We start from the raw sequence: 17926 nt of genomic DNA on the forward strand, positions 1-17926 counted from the left end.
GACCCGTTTGGTCTAAAAACTTGAGGGTTAATTTGCCGTCCAGTGCCCCTTTTTTAGAGTCTCGATCGACGCCTGATGCTCATGAATCACATTCGGGTCAGGTGCCTGACCCGGAGCGTATCGTCCCCGCTTCCACGAATAGCCCAAGGCGAGCAGTCGAACGCGAACCGCGTCTCGACTCACGGTGAGGCCGAAGCGCTCTTGGAGCGCTTCGGCTAACAGGGTGCTGTTCCAGAGCCGGTGCTCGGCCAGTCGTTCCTGAAGGTAGTGGTCCATCTCCGGGGTGACCCGGCGCGGCGGCCCCGAAGACCGGCCATCCATCAATCCAGGGAGTCCATGCTGTTCATAGCGATCCAGATCGGTATGAACGCTGTGTTGGTTCCGCCCGAAATGCTGTGCCAGGCGCGGTACGGTCATCCCACTGGCGTTCAGACGGACAATGCTCGCCCGCAAACGAACTTTGACGTTGATCCCGGCGCTCAGTTCTAGGCTACGCAGCGCCGCGTCTTCTTCAGAACTCAGCGAGAGGTATCGGGCTGGAGGTGTCATTCCTCAAAGCTTAGCAAGGATATACTTAAAACGCCCTGCACGCTCCCCCTCCCAGCCTCCCCCGCAAGGGTGAAGGAGCGAAAACACGGTGTTTTTGGGCAATGATCTGAGAAATTTGAAAAGTGTCCGAACCATTGCTTAGGCTCTTTAGAACTCCAACCCAGTCGGCGTTTCTATTCCCGCCGGAATCGCCGTGACCAGCACTTCATATTTGCCCGTTACGAACACCTTGAAGCCGTGCTTTTGCAACTGGCGACGTGCCTGTGTCACGTCGGCACACAGCAGGCTCAGGTCGGGGCGGGCGTAGTTTTTCATGCGTGCGCCGTAGCTGAGGTGGCCGTCCAAGTAGCGGGCATTGGGAAAGCCCAGAATCAGGCCGCCTGTGGGGGTCAGGTGATGACGGCGAATGGCCCGCAGCAGGTCATGCGGCACGATGCCGGGGCTTTGCAGCAGGCTGAGGGCCAGCACCAGATCGAAGGTTCCCAGTTCGGGCAGGGGCAGCGTATTCACGTCCAGCACGCTAAAAGTGAAACTTGGGTGACGCGTGCGGGCGGTAGCAAGGGCTGATTCGTCTACATCTACGCCCAGCACCTCGAAGGTTCGGTCAGAGAAGGCCAGCGCCAGAGCCTCCAACTCGCGGCCCGCGTTGACGCCCAGTGCCAGCACGCGCCCGCCGGGGGGTGGATTCACGCGGCGCAGGGCTTCTACAAACGTTGCCAGAAACACCGGATCTTCCAGCTTGTTCACCCGTGCCCAGTCGCCGTCTGTGCCGTAGCCCGCTGCGTCGGGAGCAGGGGCGGGCGCGTACCGCTGCAAGGTCAAGCGAATCTGGCCCACGCCCAAGACTTCGGGCGTGTGCAAGTGTGCGCCCAGTAAGTCGGCCAAATCTGTCCACACGCTCAACGGGCGGTGAATGCCTTCGCTCGTGGTCTCGCCTGCATACAGTCCCAGCCCCAGATCGGGGTCAGGCACGGTAAATGTCACGCGGCCCGCATCAGCCAGCACGCGGCGAACGGCGGGTAAGATCAGGCTCATCGGCTCGGTGGTGAAGGCCAATTGCATCAGGTATCGGCCTGCGCGGTGGGCGTCGGCGTTTCGGCGTGAGGTGTAGCGCCCGCCCGTTGGCTCAGTACCGTTGCCACCACCACCAATAGCCCGCCCAGTGCGCCGCGTAGACCCACCCGCTCGTCTATCAGCAGATAACTGAACAGCGTGGCGGTCACGGGTTCCAGCGCATAGATCAGGCTGGCTTCGGCGGCGCTGACATGGCGTTGGCCTACGGTTTGCAACAGCGTGGTGGTGGCGGTGGCCGCAATGCCCAAATACAGGAGCGGAAGCCAAGCTTGGGGCGGGGGCCACAGGTTGTTTGGCGCGGCGAGGGCGGCCCATAGCCACGCCACCACCGTTACGGTCACCAGTTGCGCCACCGTAAACGGCAAGGCAGCGTGCCGATGCGCCAGCCGTTCCAGCGTCACGATAAACCCGGCGTAAGTGACCGCGCAGCCGAGCGCCCAAGCGTCGCCCACCACCAACGCGCCGCCCTCCCAAGACAGGAACGCCAGCCCGAATACCGCCAGCGGCAACGCGCCCCACAGCGTCAACGGCAGGGGGCGGCGTTGGGCAAACGTGAGCCACACTGGAACCAGAATCACGCTCAGGGCGGTAAAAAAAGCTGCCCGATTTGCCCCGGTGGTTTGCAGCGCAATCGTTTGTGTGCCGTATCCGGCGATCAGCCACAGGCCCAATACGAAGCCGTCTTTGGCGAGGCTGGAACGGTCAAGGTTGGTGTTTGCCCCCCGCGCCGCCGGACGATACAGCAGCAAGGCCGGAGCTAAGGCCACCGTCGCGATCAGGAAGCGCCACGCGATCAGCACGCTGGGGTCAAGCACTTCGCCTAATGTTTTGACCACCGCGAAGGTGCTGCCCCACAAGGCCGTGACCAGAATCAGCAAGAGCACACCGCGAGCGTGAGAAGACATCAGGAGCGATTCTACCCGCCGGGTTGGTGGGGAGGCCGCGACACTATGACTAGGCAACAGGGCTGGATAACAAGACTGGCCCCGCCACAGCGGGCGGGGCCAGTCGGACAAAGCACAGAGGGAGAGCTTAGGGAACCCTAGCTTGGAAGCAGACCGTGCCGTTGTTGCCCGCAGTGCCTGTTGCCGGGACGCCCGCTACACCGAGGTTGAAGGTCAGGAGGCCGGGGTGGAGTGGGCGAACACCGTTGACATCTGCGGGGTCGGCAGGATTGGTGACAGGAGTGCTGTCGAGTGCGGCTGGATCAATCAGGATGTTGTCGGCATTGGTCAGGTCTTGGCCAGCGGGCGCTGCCCCACTGCCCACCGCCAGAGTTGAACCGGAAGCCCAGCGCACACCTCTGCCCGTGCTGTAAGCGTCGGCAACGATCTGCATCCCTACTGGCACATAATCTTTCAGCACAAAGTTGGGTGCGTTGCCGCCTGCATTGCGGTACACGATGCAGTATTCGACGGTGTCGCCGGGATTGACGTTGATGCTGGCATGTTGCGGGGTGGCGTCAATTTGGCTGCTGTCGGTAAACACAGCTCCCGGCTTCACGTTACGGCCCAGTTTGGTGAGGGTAATGGCGGGGGCTACTGCCGTTGCCTGCTTGGTGTAGGTGCAGGTGTAGACCGCGCCTGCTTTAACGTTGACTGCCGGAATGGTAATGGCGTTCGTAGCGGAGGTGACGGGAAGGGTATTGCCTGTGCTTCCGCTATTGCTGTCGATGCAATTGACAGTGGTGGTGTAACTGGCTACCACTGTTTCGGTCACGGTGGTCGCGGTGTTAATAGCCGTCAGGGTTTTGGTTGCGCCCGTGCCGCCCACTCCTGCGGTTGTGGTCGTGATGCTGTCGGAGCCAAAGCCGTTGTCGCCCATGAAGTTAAAGGTGCCTACGCCGCCACTGCTGATTTTGATGATGGTCAGGGTAGGCAAAGCCGTGACTGAGAGGGAGGCTGTGGCATTGGTGGTTGCTGTGGTGGTTATTCCGTTGACCGTGCCGCTCACGTCTGCACTGTAGATGGTGTTGGTTGCGGCAACAGTCGCCGCTGAAGCGGGAACCTGAACGTTCATCACGATGCTGCATCCGCCAGTGGGCAAAGTGCCGCCGCTCAGCACATAACTGCCGTTGGTGGTGGTCGGTGTAGCCGCGCCTTTACAAGTGTCGGTGGTTACGCTGGTAATGGTCAGGCCCGTGATGGTGGTAGTGGTGCGGATATCGTCTTTGAGGGCGAAGGCTGTCACAGCTACACCGTTGGGGTTGGTTACGGTAATGGTCAGGGTGGTGGTGGCTCCGGCAACCACGCTGGCAGGGCTGAAGGCTTTGCTGACGCCGAGAGCCAGCGGGGTGACGAGCAGGTTGGCCGTGTTGGAAGCCGCCCCGGCGACTGGAGTCTCGGTGCTGGTCACACCGGTGGTGATGTTGGGATTCGTACCGACACGGGTGCCCTTCACCTGCACCGTGACCGTGCAGCTTGCGCTTGCCGCCAGCGTCGGAATGGTCAGGTTCAGGGCGGTGGCATTCACGGCCAAAGCAGGCGAATTGGTCACGCCGCTGCAAGTGCCGCCAATAGCCGTGCTGCTGACGCTCATGCCGCTGAGAGTATCGGTGAAGTTGAGGTTAGAGAGGGCCGTGTTGCTATTGGAATTGGTCAGGGTGAAGGTGATCGTGCTGACACCCACTTACAGATGAGTTAATTTTTTCCTAGGTGGTCAGAATATTCTTATTTTCTTACTCATGTTCTAGATAAAGTTTTTTCTAACCTATTGGTCATGCCACACGAGCGCCGCCCCGGAACGCCCGAATCTGTCTTGAAAAACTGCGTCACGTCCGTCCTAGATGGGTAAATACCGAGATGAATTTGTTGACGGAGTGGAAAATTATCTGATGTGGAGAAGATGTGAATCATCAGCCGGGACACCCGATGGGGGGTATCCGGCACTGAGCGTGCTCTGGCCCCCAATTGGGTGAAGTGATACAGGTCGGGCGTGGAGCTTAAGCCGCCCCACTGTTGCTGTGAGCTTGGGCCGCTACACTAGTTGGCTGATGAGTGCCGCCTCGCCCCTGCCCCCGCATACGCTGTCTGTGGCCCCGATGATGGACTGGACAGACCGGCATTGCCGCGTGTTTCACCGCACGCTGACGCGCCGCACGCTGCTGTATACCGAAATGGTGACCACGGGCGCGATTTTGCACGGAGACCGTGAGCGGCACTTAGGCTTTGACGGTACAGAGCATCCGGTGGCCCTGCAACTGGGCGGCAGCGATCCGGCAGCGTTGGCCGAATGCGCCCGTATCGCGCAAGACTTCGGCTACGACGAAGTGAACCTGAATTGCGGCTGCCCAAGTGACCGAGTGCAAAACGGGTCTTTCGGCGCTTGCCTGATGGGCACGCCCGACGTGGTGGCCCGCGCTGTAGAGGCCATGCGCGGCGCAACCTCGCTGCCCGTGACCGTCAAGCACCGCATCGGCATAGACGATCTGGATAGTTACGATCACCTGACGCGGTTTGTGTCTACGGTGGCAGGCGCGGGCTGCGACACGTTTATCGTGCACGCCCGCAAAGCGTGGCTGAGTGGCCTGTCCCCCAAAGAAAACCGCGAGATTCCGCCGCTGCGCTACGAACTGGTGCAGCAACTCAAAATGGATTTTCCGCACCTGACCATTATTTTGAATGGGGGAGTGCTGACGCTGGACGATGCACAGGCGCATTTAACTTGGGCCGACGGCGCGATGGTGGGCCGGGCCGCCTATCAAAACCCCTACATGCTGGCCGCCGCTGATCGGGATGTGTTTGGTTCGGCTGGCTTTGGTTCGGACACTGTGCCGCCCACCCGCCGCGAAGCCATCGAAGCTTTTTTGCCGTATGTGGCCGCGCAGGTGGAACAGGGCCAACCGCTGAACCGCTTTATGCGCCACACCTTGGGCCTGTTTGCGGGTCAGGCTGGAGCGCGGCACTGGAAGCGCACCCTCAGCGAAAAGGGGCATGTGCCGGGTGCCGGATTGGAAGTGGTGCGGGAGGCGATGGCAGGCGTGCCCGACAGCGTATTGGACGCGAGGCCGGAAGTTCAGTCAGAAATTCTTGCCCACGCATGACCACACCGCTTCCGATCCTTCCCGGAGAAACGCACCTCTTATATGGACAGGATCAGCAATGGGAATTCGGCGCAGCTTTGGCTCGTGCATTGCCCGCCGGTTCCCTCCTCTTCCTAGAAGGCGAACTAGGCGCGGGCAAAACCACGCTGACGCAGGGGTTGGTGGCTGCATTGGGCTTTACCGAACCTGTGACCAGCCCCACCTACGCCCTGATGAACGCCTACCCCACCCTCGCCGGACGCGTGCTGCACGTAGACGCCTACCGCACCCGCCATCCCGCCGAACTGTACGAGATGGACTTGGAAGACCTGATCGCGGGTAGTCGCCTCAGCGTGATCGAGTGGGGCGAGGCCTTGTATGCCGATTATCCCGACGCGCCGATTGTGCGCCTGCTGCATGTGGAAGGAGAACCGGACGTGCGGCGGGCGGAGCGGATGCGGTGAGGAGGAAGGGCGTCTGAGGGTCTAAGGCAGGGCAATCGCTGGCGCTCATTCACCCCCTCTGCTTCGCAGCTCTGCGAGTCCCAGCCTCCCCCCTCAAGGGTGAGGAGCTAACAGCCCCAGTTTCTAGCCCTTATCTGTTTCCCTCCACCCTTGCGGGGGAGGGGCGCTGCAAGGCAGCGGGGTGGGGGGAGTGAGCGCAGCGATTGCCCTAGACCTTTAGACTCTTCAACCCTTTTCCCCTACGAATCGGCGGCGGGCCGCCCGTCCCCGCCCACACCGTTCACAATGGAAGCCATGTGGACGCTCGTTCTGAATTGCGGGTCAAGTAGTGTCAAGTTCGCCCTTCTCAATCCGGCGTCGGGTGAGGTGCGCCTCTCTGGGCTGGCCGAGCGGTTGGGTGCGCCTGAAGCCTCGGTACGGCTGGAGCGGGACGGACAGCGCACCACGCACGCGCTGCGGGGCGGAGCTTATGCCGAAGCCTTTGATGTGTTGCTGGCCGAATTGGATACGTTGGGTGTGCGCTCCGAGGTCAGCGCTGTGGGCCACCGCGTCGTACACGGCGGCGAACGCTTCAGCGCCCCGGCCCGTATTACAGCTGATGTGCTGGACGCGATCCGGGCCTGTGTGCCGCTCGCGCCGCTGCACAATCCGGCCAACCTGTCGGGCATCGAGGCGGCGCGGGCGGCCTTTCCCGGCGTGCCACACGTCGCGGTGTTCGATACGGCTTTTCATCAGACCATGCCCGATGTGGCCTACCGCTACGCTGTGCCCGAAGCGTGGTACACCCGGCACGGCGTGCGGCGCTACGGCTTTCACGGTACCAGCCATGCGTTCGTGGCTGCCGAGGCCGCCGCGCTGCTGGGCCGCCCACTGGCCGAGCTGAACTTGGTCACGGCCCATTTGGGCAACGGCTCCAGCGTGTGCGCCGTGCAGGGTGGGCGCAGCGTGGATACCAGCATGGGCCTCACGCCGCTAGAGGGTTTGGTCATGGGTACTCGCAGCGGCGACGTAGACCCCGGCCTGCACGACTATTTGGCACGGCAATCCGGCCTGACCCTCAGCGAAATCACGGCGGCCCTGAACCGCGAGTCGGGCTTGCTGGGTTTGTCCAATGTGGCGTCCGATATGCGCGAACTGGAAGCGGCGGCAGCCAATGGGCATGCGGGCGCACGCCTCGCCGTAGACGTGTTCGTGTACCGCCTCGCCAAAACGGTGGCGGGCATGGCCGTTGCGCTGGGCCGCCTAGACGGCTTGGTCTTCACAGGCGGCATAGGCGAAAACAGCGCCACCATCCGGGCCGCCACGTTGCGCCGCTTGGCCGTGTTGAGCTTTGAAGTGGATGAAGCAGCCAACGCCGCCGCAGTACGCGGGCAATCTGGCCTCATCACGGCCGGCGGTGTTCCGGCGCTGGTGGTGAATACGAACGAGGAATTGAGTATCGCGCGGCAGACGGAAGAGGTGCTGGGACACGGAGCGTAGAGGGTAGATCGTGGATCGTGGTCTTGATCTTTTCCCACGTTCTACGATCCACGTTCTCCTTTCCCCACAGCCCACAACCCACCCCCGACATCCCCCTCCGAAGGAGAACCCATGAAAACACTGTTTGTTGCCCCCACCCGCAACGGCGTCGGCCTCAGCAGCACCACGCTGGGCCTCGTGCGTGCGCTAGAACGACAAGGCTTAAAAGTCGCCTTTCTGAAGCCTATTGCCCAAACCCACGAAATAGACACCGACGATTCGGTGCATTTTGCCCGCGCCCTGATGGGAACGCGCACGCCGGAGCCGATTTCGCTCACTTCTGCCGAAGAACAACTGAGTTTGGGGGCCGAAGAGGAACTGATGGAAAGCGTGATTGCCCTGTCGCGCGAGGCGGCGGGCGGCGTGACAGGCGGCGCGGACGTGCTGGTGGCCGAGGGGCTGGCCCTCACCGAGCGCAACACCTACGCGGGGGCGCTGAATGCCAGCCTGGCCCGCAACCTAGAGGCCGAAGTGGTGCTGGTGTCCAGCCTTGCAGGGGTCACGCCCGCAGCCTTGGCCGACGAACTGGAGATTTCGGCGCTGGCCTACCGCCGCAGCGATGGGCGCGGGCTGGCCGGATACATCCTGAACTTTGCCCCGATGGCGCTGGATTTTGGTGGACTCTTGGCCGAACTCCGGGGTCGCAGCCGCATTTTGGCAGGCGGAGAATTGCCGCTGCTGGGTGTGGTGGCCCAAAATCCGGCGCTGGGTGCGCCCCGCACGCTGGATGTGGCGCGGTACTTGGGCGCGACGGTGTTGAATGAGGGTGAAGCCAACCTGCGCCGCGTGTCTAGCACGGTGGTCACGGCCCGCAGCGTGCCGCGCATGGCGCACCTGTTTGGCCCCGGCGCACTGGTGGTCACGCCCGGAGACCGGGAAGATGTGGTCATGGCCGCCGCGTTGGCGCACCTCAGCGGCGTTCCGTTGGCGGGGCTGCTGTTTACCTCGGGCAGCGGCCCCGAAGATTCCATAGAAAAACTGTGCCGCGCAGCCCTCACCAGCACCCTGCCTGTGCTGAGAACCACCACCAATTCCTACGAAACGGCTTCACGGTTGTCGCGCATGGACGCCCGCGTGCCGCACGACGATACAGACCGCATGGACAGAATGCTGGACTTTATCGCAGACCGTCTGGATACGTTGCCGCTGGGCGCACGCCTCCGCACCCCCAGCGTGGACGAGGAACGCCGCTTGCCGCCGAGTGCCTTCCGGTACGAACTGATTCAGAAGGCGCGGGCCGCCCACAAGCGAATCGTGTTACCCGAAGGCGACGAACCCCGCACCGTGCGGGCCGCCGTGCGCTGCGTGGAAAAAGGGATTGCCCGCTGCGTGCTGCTCGCCAAGCCCGACAAGGTGCGCCAAGTGGCCGACGGCTTGGGCCTGACTCTGCCCGATGGTCTGGAAATCCTTGACCCAGACGTGATCCGTACCCAGTATGTGGCCCCGATGGTGGAACTCCGCAAGAGCAAAGGCCTGACCGCGCCGCAAGCCGAAGCGCAACTGGAAGATACGGTGGTGATCGGCACGATGATGCTGGCGCTGGGCGAGGTAGACGGGCTGGTGTCGGGCGCGATTCATACCACCGCCAACACGGTGCGGCCCGCCCTGCAACTGATCAAAACGGCTCCCGGCGCGGCGCTGGTCAGTTCCATCTTCTTCATGCTGATGCCGGAGCAAGTGCTGGTGTACGGCGACGCCGCCATCAACCCCAATCCCAACGCGCAGGAGTTGGCCGATATTGCCATCCAGAGTGCCGACAGCGCCCGCGCCTTTGGCATCACGCCCCGTGTGGCGATGCTGAGCTACAGCACCGGCGAAAGCGGCACCGGCGAGGACGTAGAAAAAGTGAAGGCCGCCACCGGACTGGTGAAAGAAATGCGCCCCGATATCATCATCGACGGCCCGCTGCAATACGACGCTGCCAGCGTGCTGAGCGTGGGCAAGCAAAAAGCCCCCGACAGCCCGGTGGCAGGCCGCGCCACAGTGTTCATCTTCCCCGATCTGAACACCGGGAATACCACCTACAAAGCCGTGCAACGCGCCGCCGGAGTGGTGGCTGTAGGGCCAATGCTGCAAGGCCTGAGAAAACCCGTGAATGATCTGAGCCGGGGCGCATTGGTGGACGACATTGTTTATACGATTGCGCTGACAGCCATCCAATCTACACAGCAGGCGACTCAGGGGGGAACGCAGAAGGCGGAGAAGTAACCAATGGTTCGGACAGTTTTCAAATGTTGCCGATCATTGCCTAAGAACACGGTGTTTTAGCTCCTCCCTCCTTGCGGGGGAGGCTGGGACTCGAAGAGCTGCGCAGCTGAGGGGGGCGCGGGCCAAGCGTCCCAAACAGCGTTTTTCTACCGCCTGTTTCTCTCAGACAACACCTGTCCGAACCATTGATAAGGGCTGAGCCGATCCTTTATCGCCGCCCCGCCATCCGCAGCAACACCAGCCCCGCAAATACCGCAATCAAATCAGGTGCATAGGCGGCCAGCACGGGTGGCACGGCTCCATTTTCGCCCATGACACGGAAGACGCTCCATGTGGCGTAATAGGCAAAGCTGAGCAGCAGCGCCCACACGAGGCCCACGTTCAGGCCGCTGCGGAAGGTGTACACGGCGAGGCTAACGGCGAAAAAGGCGAGGGCCAACGCCGCCAGCGGTTCGGCAAATTTGCGGTGCAGGGCGGTAAATTCGGCGGGGGCGCGGATATTTTGGGCGCGGTAGGTTTGGGTGCGGGCCAAGAGGTCAGGCAGGGGCAGATAAATAGGCTTAAGCTGCCCGCCGCTTTCCTCGAAACTGGCCTGAACGTCCTGCACAGGCAACGTGCCCTTTTCAAAGGTCAGCACGGTCACGGGCCGCGCATCCTGATAGGTGATGCGCTGGCCGTTTTCCAGTTCCAGAATGTTGCTGCCGGGTTTCAGGCGGCCTGTGCGGGCGGTAATCACTTCACGCGGGGGCTGCCCGATCTGCATGGTCACGATTCGCAGGTCGCGCAGTTCGCCGCCCGCCGCCACGCTGCCCACGCTGATGGCGCGGTTCAGGGCGTCGCGCAGCACCAAACTATCCTTGCCCGGTTCCCCCAGCCCGATCACGCGGGGATTGTCGAACACGATTTCGCGCTGCACGGTTTGGGCCTGCACTTTGGCACGCGGCACAAGGGTTTCGGCCACCACGAACGACAGCACGGTCACGCCCGCTGCCAGCGCCAGCACAGGCCGGAACAACCGCGAGGCTGGAATGCCCGCCGACAACGCCGCCTTGATTTCCGAATCGGCGGCGAGGCGGGATAAGCCCTGAAGGGTGGCGAACATCAGCGCAATCGGCAAGGCCCGCGCCACGGCTTCCGGCACGTTCAGGGCCAGCAACCGGGCCACCAGCAACGGGTTTGCCCCTTTTGCCAGCAGCGGCGCAATGGCGTCTTCCAGCGCGGCCAGCACCAGCAGCACGATCACCACTACCAACGCACCCACCAGCGGCGGCAGGATTTCCTCTAGTACATACCGCTCGAACCGCTTGAGGCCGATCACCGGAGCCGCCATGCCAGCACGCCTGCAACCGCCAAGAACACCAGATTGGGAATCCACGCCGCCAAGTTGGGTTCTATGGCTCCGGCGCGGGCCAACTGCGGAACAGTCGTCCAGATCACGTAAAAGCTGACAATAAACACCAAGACGGTGGCAAACGCGGCGGCGCGGTTGCGGATCAGCAGGCCCAAAGCTCCGGCGGCCAGCGCGAACACGATGGTCGTGATGGGGTCGGCCAAGCGCGAGGCCAGCTGAAACTGAATATCTCGGCGCTGGGTGGCGGTCAGGCGGTCATTGTCCTGTGCCAACTGTGCGCGGAGGGCAGGCGTGCTGACCTTTTTGGCCTCGGGCGGCGGCGGGGCCAATGTATCGGCTTGCGGCACCGTAATGGGCTTGGTCTGCGCCTGCGGATTTTGGCCGGGCCGAGAAATCCACGCGCCCATCAATGTCCACGTTTTGGCCTCGGTATCCCAAGTGCCGCTGGGTGCGGTCATGGTTTCGTCGCCCCGCTGCACCATCACACCCTGAAGTTGCGCCACCGTGCTGCCCGCGTCGTTGCGGACTCGTCCGGCGTAATACAGCGCACCGGGTTCGGCGTAGGTGTACTTTTCCTGCGTGGGCTGCGGCGGCACCATCCCGTAAATTTTGTACCAAGCGTTGTCCCAGCGGTCTAATCCGGCGGGCACCACATACCCCGCGTTGAGAAAAGCCAGCACGCCCACCAGCGCAAAAGGCAGGGCCAGCGGCCACACGAGGCTCAAGGGCCGGATGCCCGCCGCGAACATGGCTTTGATTTCACTGTCTTTTTGCATCCGTGAAAAGGCCAGCAGCACGGCAAACGGCACCGCCAGCACCAAGGCGCGGTTCAGCAGTGTGGGCAAATACCCTGCAAAGGCGCCCGCCGCCTGCCCAAAGCTGGCGTTGTAGGTCAGCAGGCGGCCCACAGTGGTACTCAGGGCGTCGGTCATCTGCAAAATCAGGAACAGGGCGAGGCCCGCGCCGTACCACCCCAGCACTTCACGGAACACGGAACGGGGCAACAAAGACGGCACAGGCGGCATTCTAGCGGTTGAGTGTATGAGAGGTGGGGGGATTGGGGAGTGTTATGGGTAGAGTCAAATAAAAGAGAGCAAGCCCGGCGGCCTGCCCTCTCGGTTGTGCGTTGACGATGGTGGGTGAACCCCCCAGTCTGCTGCGCAGCCAGCCAGCCCCCCTTGAGGGGAGCGCAAAAGCTTGAGTCCTCCCCTCTAAGGGGGGGCGTTGCGTCGGCAACGGGGGGGTTTACACGCCAACTCTATGTTCCAACCATCACCCAGCTTGCGGGGCCAGCGGCGCGTCCCACAGGTGGCGTTCACGGCGGGCCACATGCTCGTGCAGGCGCAAAATGGCGGTGTTGCCGTGTGCCCCGTGATCCTGAATGGCCCGCTCGGTGGCCGTGTCCACATACGCCATCCGCAACAGTTCGGCGCTGCTGAGGCCGTCGCGGGTCTGCTTCACACCGCGCTCCCGGCGAATGGTGGCGCTGTCGGTGCCCAGCACGCTGCGGTTGCTGATGCTGCCCAACTGTCCGTACACGTTGCCTTCGCCGCCGTGCCGCGCCACCGTGCTCATCAGCGTGCGGCGGGCGTCGGTGCTCTCTAGGCGTGAGGCCAGCCAGCGCCGCGCTTCGGGGTCAGGGTTGCGCTCGGCAATTTGGGCACTCAGGCGCACGTCGCCCTCCATAGCGCGGGCCAGCAGCGTTTGAGCACGCTTGCGCCACCGCTTGGCTTCGGTGGTGGTCAGCACAAAGGCGAGGCGGGCAAATTCGTCGGGGTGCAAGGTGGCTTCCGGGCCAGCGCCGAAATCGCGTTCGGGGCTATGGAGGTCATGCTGGGCGGCAAAACTAGTCCAGTCTGTCGCGGGCACAGTGAGGCCGAGTTGAAGGAGGGCGGTGGGGGCGTGCAGCAACCCGTCCGCGCTGGCGGGCAGGCGCACCGTACCAAATTCCAGTGTGTTGGGGAGGCTCTTCATGCATATATCTTAGCACAGATTATGTTTTTAGCATAACAAAACAGATAGAAAATAGCCAAGCTGACGCAACGATAAAGGTCAATTTTTGGCGTGCTGGACGTAGGATTTTGGAGGGCAGTTCGGCTTCAGCTTGCACAAGAGTGGGCGAGTGGAATATTGGAGGCTGAGCTTCCGAGAGCTTTCAAATTATGCCGACTTTCTGGCTTGCTGCCACGCTTTCCCCCACCCCCCAGCCCCCGCCCCCACAGGGGTCAGGGGAGTTTGTCGCTCCGCTCGGGAGGATTCATCTTGTTGAATTTTAAGTCGGCGTGTTCGTTCTTCTGAACCGGAATTGCCAGTCGTCTTGACGATGGAATTGGCCCGCGCGTTGCACGCACGACGGCCTCACACGGATGGGGGCGGGGACGGGGTGAGGTGGCGGTGTCGTGGCTTAGGCTGTTGGCTCCTCACCCTTGAGGGGGGAGGCTGGGAGGGGGTGAGTGAGCAAAGCGATTGCCCTTCCTTAGACCCTTAGACCTGCCTACCCTCAATCCGCGCCCACGCCCGCTGAAATACATGCAGATTGCCCACGTCATACAACACCACGCGCACCGTCAGATCTGGACGCGCGGCCAGCACTTCAGCAATGGCGGCGAGGGCTATCGGCGCGGCTTTTTCTACCGGATAGCCGTACACGCCCGTACTGATCGACGGAAACGCCACACTGCCGCAGCCGTTTTCTAGAGCAAGGCGCAGGCTATGGCGGTGAGCTCCGGCCAACAACTCGGCTTCACCCGCTTGCCCGCCGCGCCAGATCGGGCCAACCGCGTGGATGACGTATTGGACGCCTTGCGCCGCTAGCCCAAAAGCCGGGGTAATGACGGCTGTTCCGGTGGGTGTGCCGCCCAGTGGCCGAATGGCCCGCAAGAGTTCTGGCCCGGCAGCGCGGTGAATCACGCCGTCTACGCCGCCCCCGCCCATCAGTTCCTTGTTGGCGGCAGTGACTACGGCGCAGGTGGTTTGTGCGGCAATATCGCCCTGTACGAGTTCTAGCGGCATGGCACCTCCTTTAGCTGTTTCCCAATTTAACTATTCACCACTCGCTCTAAGTCGCTGGCGCTGAGGCTGTCGCTCCGCACAGAGAGAGCCAACTCTTGCGCGGCGCGGTCTTCCGGTGTCCACTGGTCTTCGGGAATCTGCCGTGCTTTTTCATAGCGTTGTACGGCCTGAAGCTCGTGCAGGGCGCGGTTCAGGTCATCGTTCACGATCACGTAGCGGAAGGCGTGCGCCTGCGTAATTTCCTCGCGGGCACGCAGCAGGCGTTTTTCTATGCGTTCGGGTGTTTCGGTGGCGCGGCCTTCCAAGCGGCGGCGCAGTTCGGTCAGGCTCGGCGGCATGATGAATACCAGAATCGCTTCCTCGCCTGCGCGGGCCTGAACTTGCATGGCCCCTTCCACCTCGATTTCCAGCACTACGTCTTGGCCCCGGCTCAGTGCCGCTTCAATGGGTTCTATGGGCGTTCCGTAGCGGTTGCCCACAAACGCGGCGTGTTCCAAAAAGCCGTGTGCGGCGGCTTTGGCTTCAAAGGCTTCGGGCGTTACGAACACGTAATCTATGCCGTCTTGCTCGCCGGGCCGGGCGGTGCGGGTTGTCCACGACGTGGAATAGAACACCTGTTGGCCTTCCAGCCAGCGTTCGCGCAGTGTGCCTTTGCCCACGCCCGACGCGCCCGTCATCACGATCAGGAGGCCCCGGCGGGCAAAAGAGGAAGGAGTGGAAGCGTCAGACACGGCCATCATTACTCGGCAGGATACGCGCCCATGACACCAGAGGAAAGGGGCACGCAGCGGAGAGGGACGCAGCAAAGGGGCACGGCGGAAGGTGTCTAGGGACAAGCGGCAAACCTGACGGCCAAAACGGAGTAGATGCCATATTAGCATCCACTCCGTCAGTTCAAATGTGCTCCCCGAATATAATGGGGTCTTGATAGGTTGCCGTAAGGCTTACTTGCGCTTGCCGCCCTTGCTGCCTTTGGCGCGGCTGTTGCCTAAGGCTTGACCCTTTTCATAGCTGGCCTGCATTTTCTTGCGGGTTTCTTCGGCCATCTTCTTAAAGTCCACCAAACCGGATTCAATGGCTTCTACGCTGGGCTTGATGTTGCCACCTTTGCGTGCTGCGGCCAAATCACGGTTGGTCTGGTCAAACCAAGCCTCGAAATCGGGCGTGATTTCAAACAACATCTCTTTGGCGTCGCGCTGGTAGGTGCCTTCTGCACCCCGGCGGCTAAACTGCTTGGGCATGGTAAAGCGTTCGGGCATGTACGTGGCATCAAATTTGCCCTGACGTACAGCATCGCGGAAGAGTTTTACAAAGGAATCACTACGCTGTGGGTTGCTAAGCTCGTGAATCTGCTCGCTGAGTTTCTTGTAAGTCATCTGGGTAATCCTCCGGGAATTCAGTATGGACGCTTAGAGTAGACGTTGTAAACCCCCCTTCTTAGTGTGGATGTGAACAGAGAACGTGTTCATCCGGAATAAATCAATAAAATGCTCACTGAGCGCACCAAAACGCCCTCTATGAGAGTTTGATTTAATCTAGGCTGGTATCATCGACTTGAGGACAAAAAGCTTTCGTTTCTGAAACTAAATTGTCAGGAGTGAAGAGCAACGTCGCCAACTGAAATTTTTAAGCTCGTTCTGATCGGTGAAAACGTAGATCAGTCGCTCATTGGCTTGACATCGAAGGATCTTGTCTAGCTCACACAATAGAATTTAAGTGACAGCTTGGTAAGTAAGACGGAATTGCATAGGGCGCATGAGTAGCTGTTTGCTTGGGCAGACGAGTTGGCGCATCCTTCTCTGCGATGCCCACAATAGACCTGAAGGCGGGACGTTGGTCACCACAAAGTTGTCATGGAAGTGCTTCCAAGTTTTGTAAGAGGCGTGAGGGGAAGTACTGTTTCTGTCCTTCGGATAGTCGAGGCAGGAGCAAAGACAGTTTCAGACCTGTCTATCTCGTAGATAAATAGAAACTGTGTTTGCGGCCTCGTTGCCTATAGAACTGTTTGGAGAGAGCAGGCTGGAGATGGTTTTGGCAAGCTGGCGGTCTGGCAACAACAATGCCCCAGAGCGTTCGCGCACTCAGGTTCACGGCGTTCGGCACAATAAAAAGTGCCTTAATTAGCTGTTTTCTTCCGCCCGGCCTTCATCTAAGCCCACGCCAAAGCCTTGATCCAACAAATCTTCGCTGTAGGTGCGGAAGGCCAGCATGGTTTGGGTGCGGGCAATGCCGTCGACTTTCCGCAAATGGCCTGTCACTACATTGTCTAAGTCTTCGTAGCGGGCGAGGCGCAGCACGGCCACGATGTCCCATTCTCCGGTCACCGAATAGACCTCGCGCACGCCGGGCACGCTGGCAAGCGCCTCGGCGGTCTCCTGAATGCGTTGCCGTTCGGCCTGAACCATCACGAGTGCGGTTACCATGCTGTGTATTGTGCGCCCTAAAACTGAAGGGTTGTCGGTGAATCTCTACGGCCTTAAGCAGATGCACACGCTTGGGCCGGGGCCGTTCCCTTACCGCTCGTTCGGGGACGTTTTGCCGCCTGTGGCGGGCGTATCTTGAGCCATATGACTGCTCCTCTCGCCGCGCCTGCCTCTGTGGACTCAACCACACCGGAGCCGACCCAACCCACCCCGCGTGAGCAACTGCTGAACCGCATCCAGCGCGATATTCCCATCGTGCAGCGCCCGTATGCGGTGGTGGCCGAGCAAGTGGGCCTGACCGAAGCCGAAGCCTTAGCCATCCTGCGCGAAGTGAAAGCGGAAGGCGTGCTGCGCCAAGTCAGCGCCATTTTCGATACGCGCACACTGGGCTACCAAAGCAGTTTGGTGGCCGCCGTCCACGATGAAGACCAACTGGACGCGGGCGCAGAAATCGTGAACGCGCATCCCGGCGTCAGCCACAACTACAAGCGCAACCATTCCTTCAACCTGTGGTACACGATTGCCGTGCCGCCCGAAAGTGATTTGGAAGCGCATGTGCAAAAGCTGCACGAGCAAAGCGGCGCACGCCTGACCCGGCTGATGCCCACGCTGCACCTGTTCAAGATCGGCGTGGAATTTGATATGACCGGGAAGGAAGACTGGAACGCCAAAGCCGCGCCGCAGTACACCAGCGAGCAGCGCAACATCGGCTACGCGGTGACTGATTTAGACCGCGCGTTCGTCACCGAATTTCAAAAAGATTTGCCCGTGACCGAGGAACCCTACGCCGACGCCTGCGCCGCACTGGGCCTGAGCATCGCGGAAGTAGCCGCGCACGCCGAGAAAATGAAGGCCGCCGGAGCCCTGCGCCGCGTGTCTGCCGTGTTCCGTCACCAGAAAGCTGGATTCACCTTCAACGCGATGGGCGTCTGGGCCGTGCCACAAGACGATGTGGCCGAAACCGGGCGACGAATGGCCGAGTTTAAGGCCGTGTCTCACTGCTATTTGCGCCCCACCTACGCCGAGTGGCCCTACACGATTTTCACGATGGTTCATGGGCGCAGCAAAGAAGAGGCGTTTGGCAAGATTCAGGCCATTCACGACGAAGTGGCCGAGGGAATAGACCACGCCATCCTGTATTCCACTAAAGAATATAAGAAGATTCGGCTGGAATTCTACAAACCCGAGTTTTATCAGTGGGCGAAGGACAACTTAGGCACCGACGCCTGATTTTTAGAGTTTGATGATCGAGAGGGGCAACAGGTTTAACCGCCGTTGCCCCTTTCTTCAATGTCCCTTGAAGATG

General features: G+C 61.3%; 17 protein-coding genes. 6 read left to right on the plus strand and 11 right to left on the minus strand.

From position 1 onward, the window contains the following. Positions 1–27: 27 nt before the first annotated feature. From E7T06_RS16160 to E7T06_RS16175, 4 genes are all read right to left on the minus strand, one after another. Positions 28–549 (minus strand): helix-turn-helix domain-containing protein, encoded by a 522-nt coding sequence (locus E7T06_RS16160; RefSeq protein ID WP_136366806.1) that lies wholly within the window; start codon positions 547–549, stop codon positions 28–30. Positions 550–696: 147 nt separating this feature from the next. Beyond that, positions 697–1611 carry a class I SAM-dependent methyltransferase gene (locus tag E7T06_RS16165; protein WP_136366807.1) on the minus strand — a complete coding sequence of 305 codons (915 nt, stop codon included), beginning with the start codon at positions 1609–1611 and terminating at the stop codon, positions 697–699. Continuing rightward, on the minus strand, positions 1611–2528 hold the full coding sequence (locus E7T06_RS16170) for a DMT family transporter (RefSeq protein ID WP_136366808.1): 918 nt from the start codon (positions 2526–2528) through the stop codon (positions 1611–1613). The genes E7T06_RS16165 and E7T06_RS16170 overlap by 1 nt, the downstream gene beginning before the upstream one ends. Positions 2529–2655: 127 nt before the next feature. Beyond that, positions 2656–4251, minus strand: a complete 1596-nt coding sequence (locus E7T06_RS16175; RefSeq protein ID WP_136366809.1) for a DUF11 domain-containing protein — start codon at positions 4249–4251, stop codon at positions 2656–2658. 364 nt (positions 4252–4615) lie between these two features. Here E7T06_RS16175 and dusA point away from each other — a divergent pair, with 364 nt between their 5' ends. The 4 genes from dusA to pta all read left to right on the plus strand — a co-directional run bounded on the left by dusA (position 4616) and on the right by pta (position 9834). Continuing rightward, entirely contained in the window at positions 4616–5665 is a 1050-nt protein-coding gene (dusA, locus tag E7T06_RS16180; RefSeq protein WP_136366810.1) for a tRNA dihydrouridine(20/20a) synthase DusA, read from the plus strand. After that, positions 5662–6108 carry a tRNA (adenosine(37)-N6)-threonylcarbamoyltransferase complex ATPase subunit type 1 TsaE gene (tsaE, locus tag E7T06_RS16185; RefSeq protein ID WP_136366811.1) on the plus strand — a complete coding sequence of 149 codons (447 nt, stop codon included), beginning with the start codon at positions 5662–5664 and terminating at the stop codon, positions 6106–6108. The genes dusA and tsaE overlap by 4 nt, the downstream gene beginning before the upstream one ends. A gap of 294 nt (positions 6109–6402) precedes the next feature. Further along, positions 6403–7587, plus strand: coding sequence for an acetate kinase (locus E7T06_RS16190; protein WP_136366812.1), 1185 nt, complete (start codon positions 6403–6405; stop codon positions 7585–7587). Between the two features lie 111 nt (positions 7588–7698). Then, the gene (gene pta / locus E7T06_RS16195) at positions 7699–9834 is read left to right on the plus strand and encodes a phosphate acetyltransferase (protein WP_136366813.1); all 2136 of its coding nucleotides are present in this window, start codon (positions 7699–7701) and stop codon (positions 9832–9834) included. Positions 9835–10042: 208 nt separating this feature from the next. On the opposite strand, the gene E7T06_RS16200 is transcribed toward pta, so the two are convergent. The 7 genes from E7T06_RS16200 to E7T06_RS16230 form a co-directional block, all read right to left on the minus strand. After that, on the minus strand, positions 10043–11164 hold the full coding sequence (locus E7T06_RS16200; RefSeq protein ID WP_136366814.1) for an LptF/LptG family permease: 1122 nt from the start codon (positions 11162–11164) through the stop codon (positions 10043–10045). Then, entirely contained in the window at positions 11149–12210 is a 1062-nt protein-coding gene (locus tag E7T06_RS16205) for an LptF/LptG family permease (RefSeq protein ID WP_136366815.1), read from the minus strand. The genes E7T06_RS16200 and E7T06_RS16205 overlap by 16 nt, the downstream gene beginning before the upstream one ends. Before the next feature lie 247 nt (positions 12211–12457). Then, positions 12458–13159, minus strand: a complete 702-nt coding sequence (gene ddrC, locus E7T06_RS16210) for a DNA damage response protein DdrC (RefSeq protein WP_136366816.1) — start codon at positions 13157–13159, stop codon at positions 12458–12460. Positions 13160–13669: 510 nt separating this feature from the next. Then, positions 13670–14197, minus strand: a complete 528-nt coding sequence (locus E7T06_RS16215) for a macro domain-containing protein (RefSeq protein WP_136366817.1) — start codon at positions 14195–14197, stop codon at positions 13670–13672. 26 nt (positions 14198–14223) lie between these two features. Continuing rightward, on the minus strand, positions 14224–14937 hold the full coding sequence (gmk, locus tag E7T06_RS16220) for a guanylate kinase (protein ID WP_136366818.1): 714 nt from the start codon (positions 14935–14937) through the stop codon (positions 14224–14226). Between the two features lie 204 nt (positions 14938–15141). Further along, complete coding sequence (locus E7T06_RS16225; protein ID WP_019011408.1) at positions 15142–15573, minus strand: hypothetical protein; 432 nt, start codon at positions 15571–15573, stop codon at positions 15142–15144. A gap of 744 nt (positions 15574–16317) precedes the next feature. Then, a complete protein-coding gene (locus tag E7T06_RS16230) occupies positions 16318–16620 on the minus strand; it encodes an Lrp/AsnC ligand binding domain-containing protein (protein WP_136366819.1) in 303 nt (100 codons plus the stop codon). Between the two features lie 10 nt (positions 16621–16630). On the opposite strand from E7T06_RS16230, the gene E7T06_RS22115 reads away from it, so the two are divergent. Together E7T06_RS22115 and E7T06_RS16235 are read left to right on the plus strand one after the other, a co-directional pair. Then, the gene (locus E7T06_RS22115) at positions 16631–16759 is read left to right on the plus strand and encodes a hypothetical protein (protein WP_276605581.1); all 129 of its coding nucleotides are present in this window, start codon (positions 16631–16633) and stop codon (positions 16757–16759) included. Between the two features lie 5 nt (positions 16760–16764). Further along, positions 16765–17850, plus strand: coding sequence for an Lrp/AsnC family transcriptional regulator (locus tag E7T06_RS16235; protein ID WP_136366820.1), 1086 nt, complete (start codon positions 16765–16767; stop codon positions 17848–17850). Positions 17851–17926: the final 76 nt, after the last annotated feature.

This window comes from Deinococcus sp. Arct2-2, from assembly GCF_004801315.1.
In the GTDB taxonomy this organism is placed as follows: Bacteria; Deinococcota; Deinococci; order Deinococcales; family Deinococcaceae; genus Deinococcus.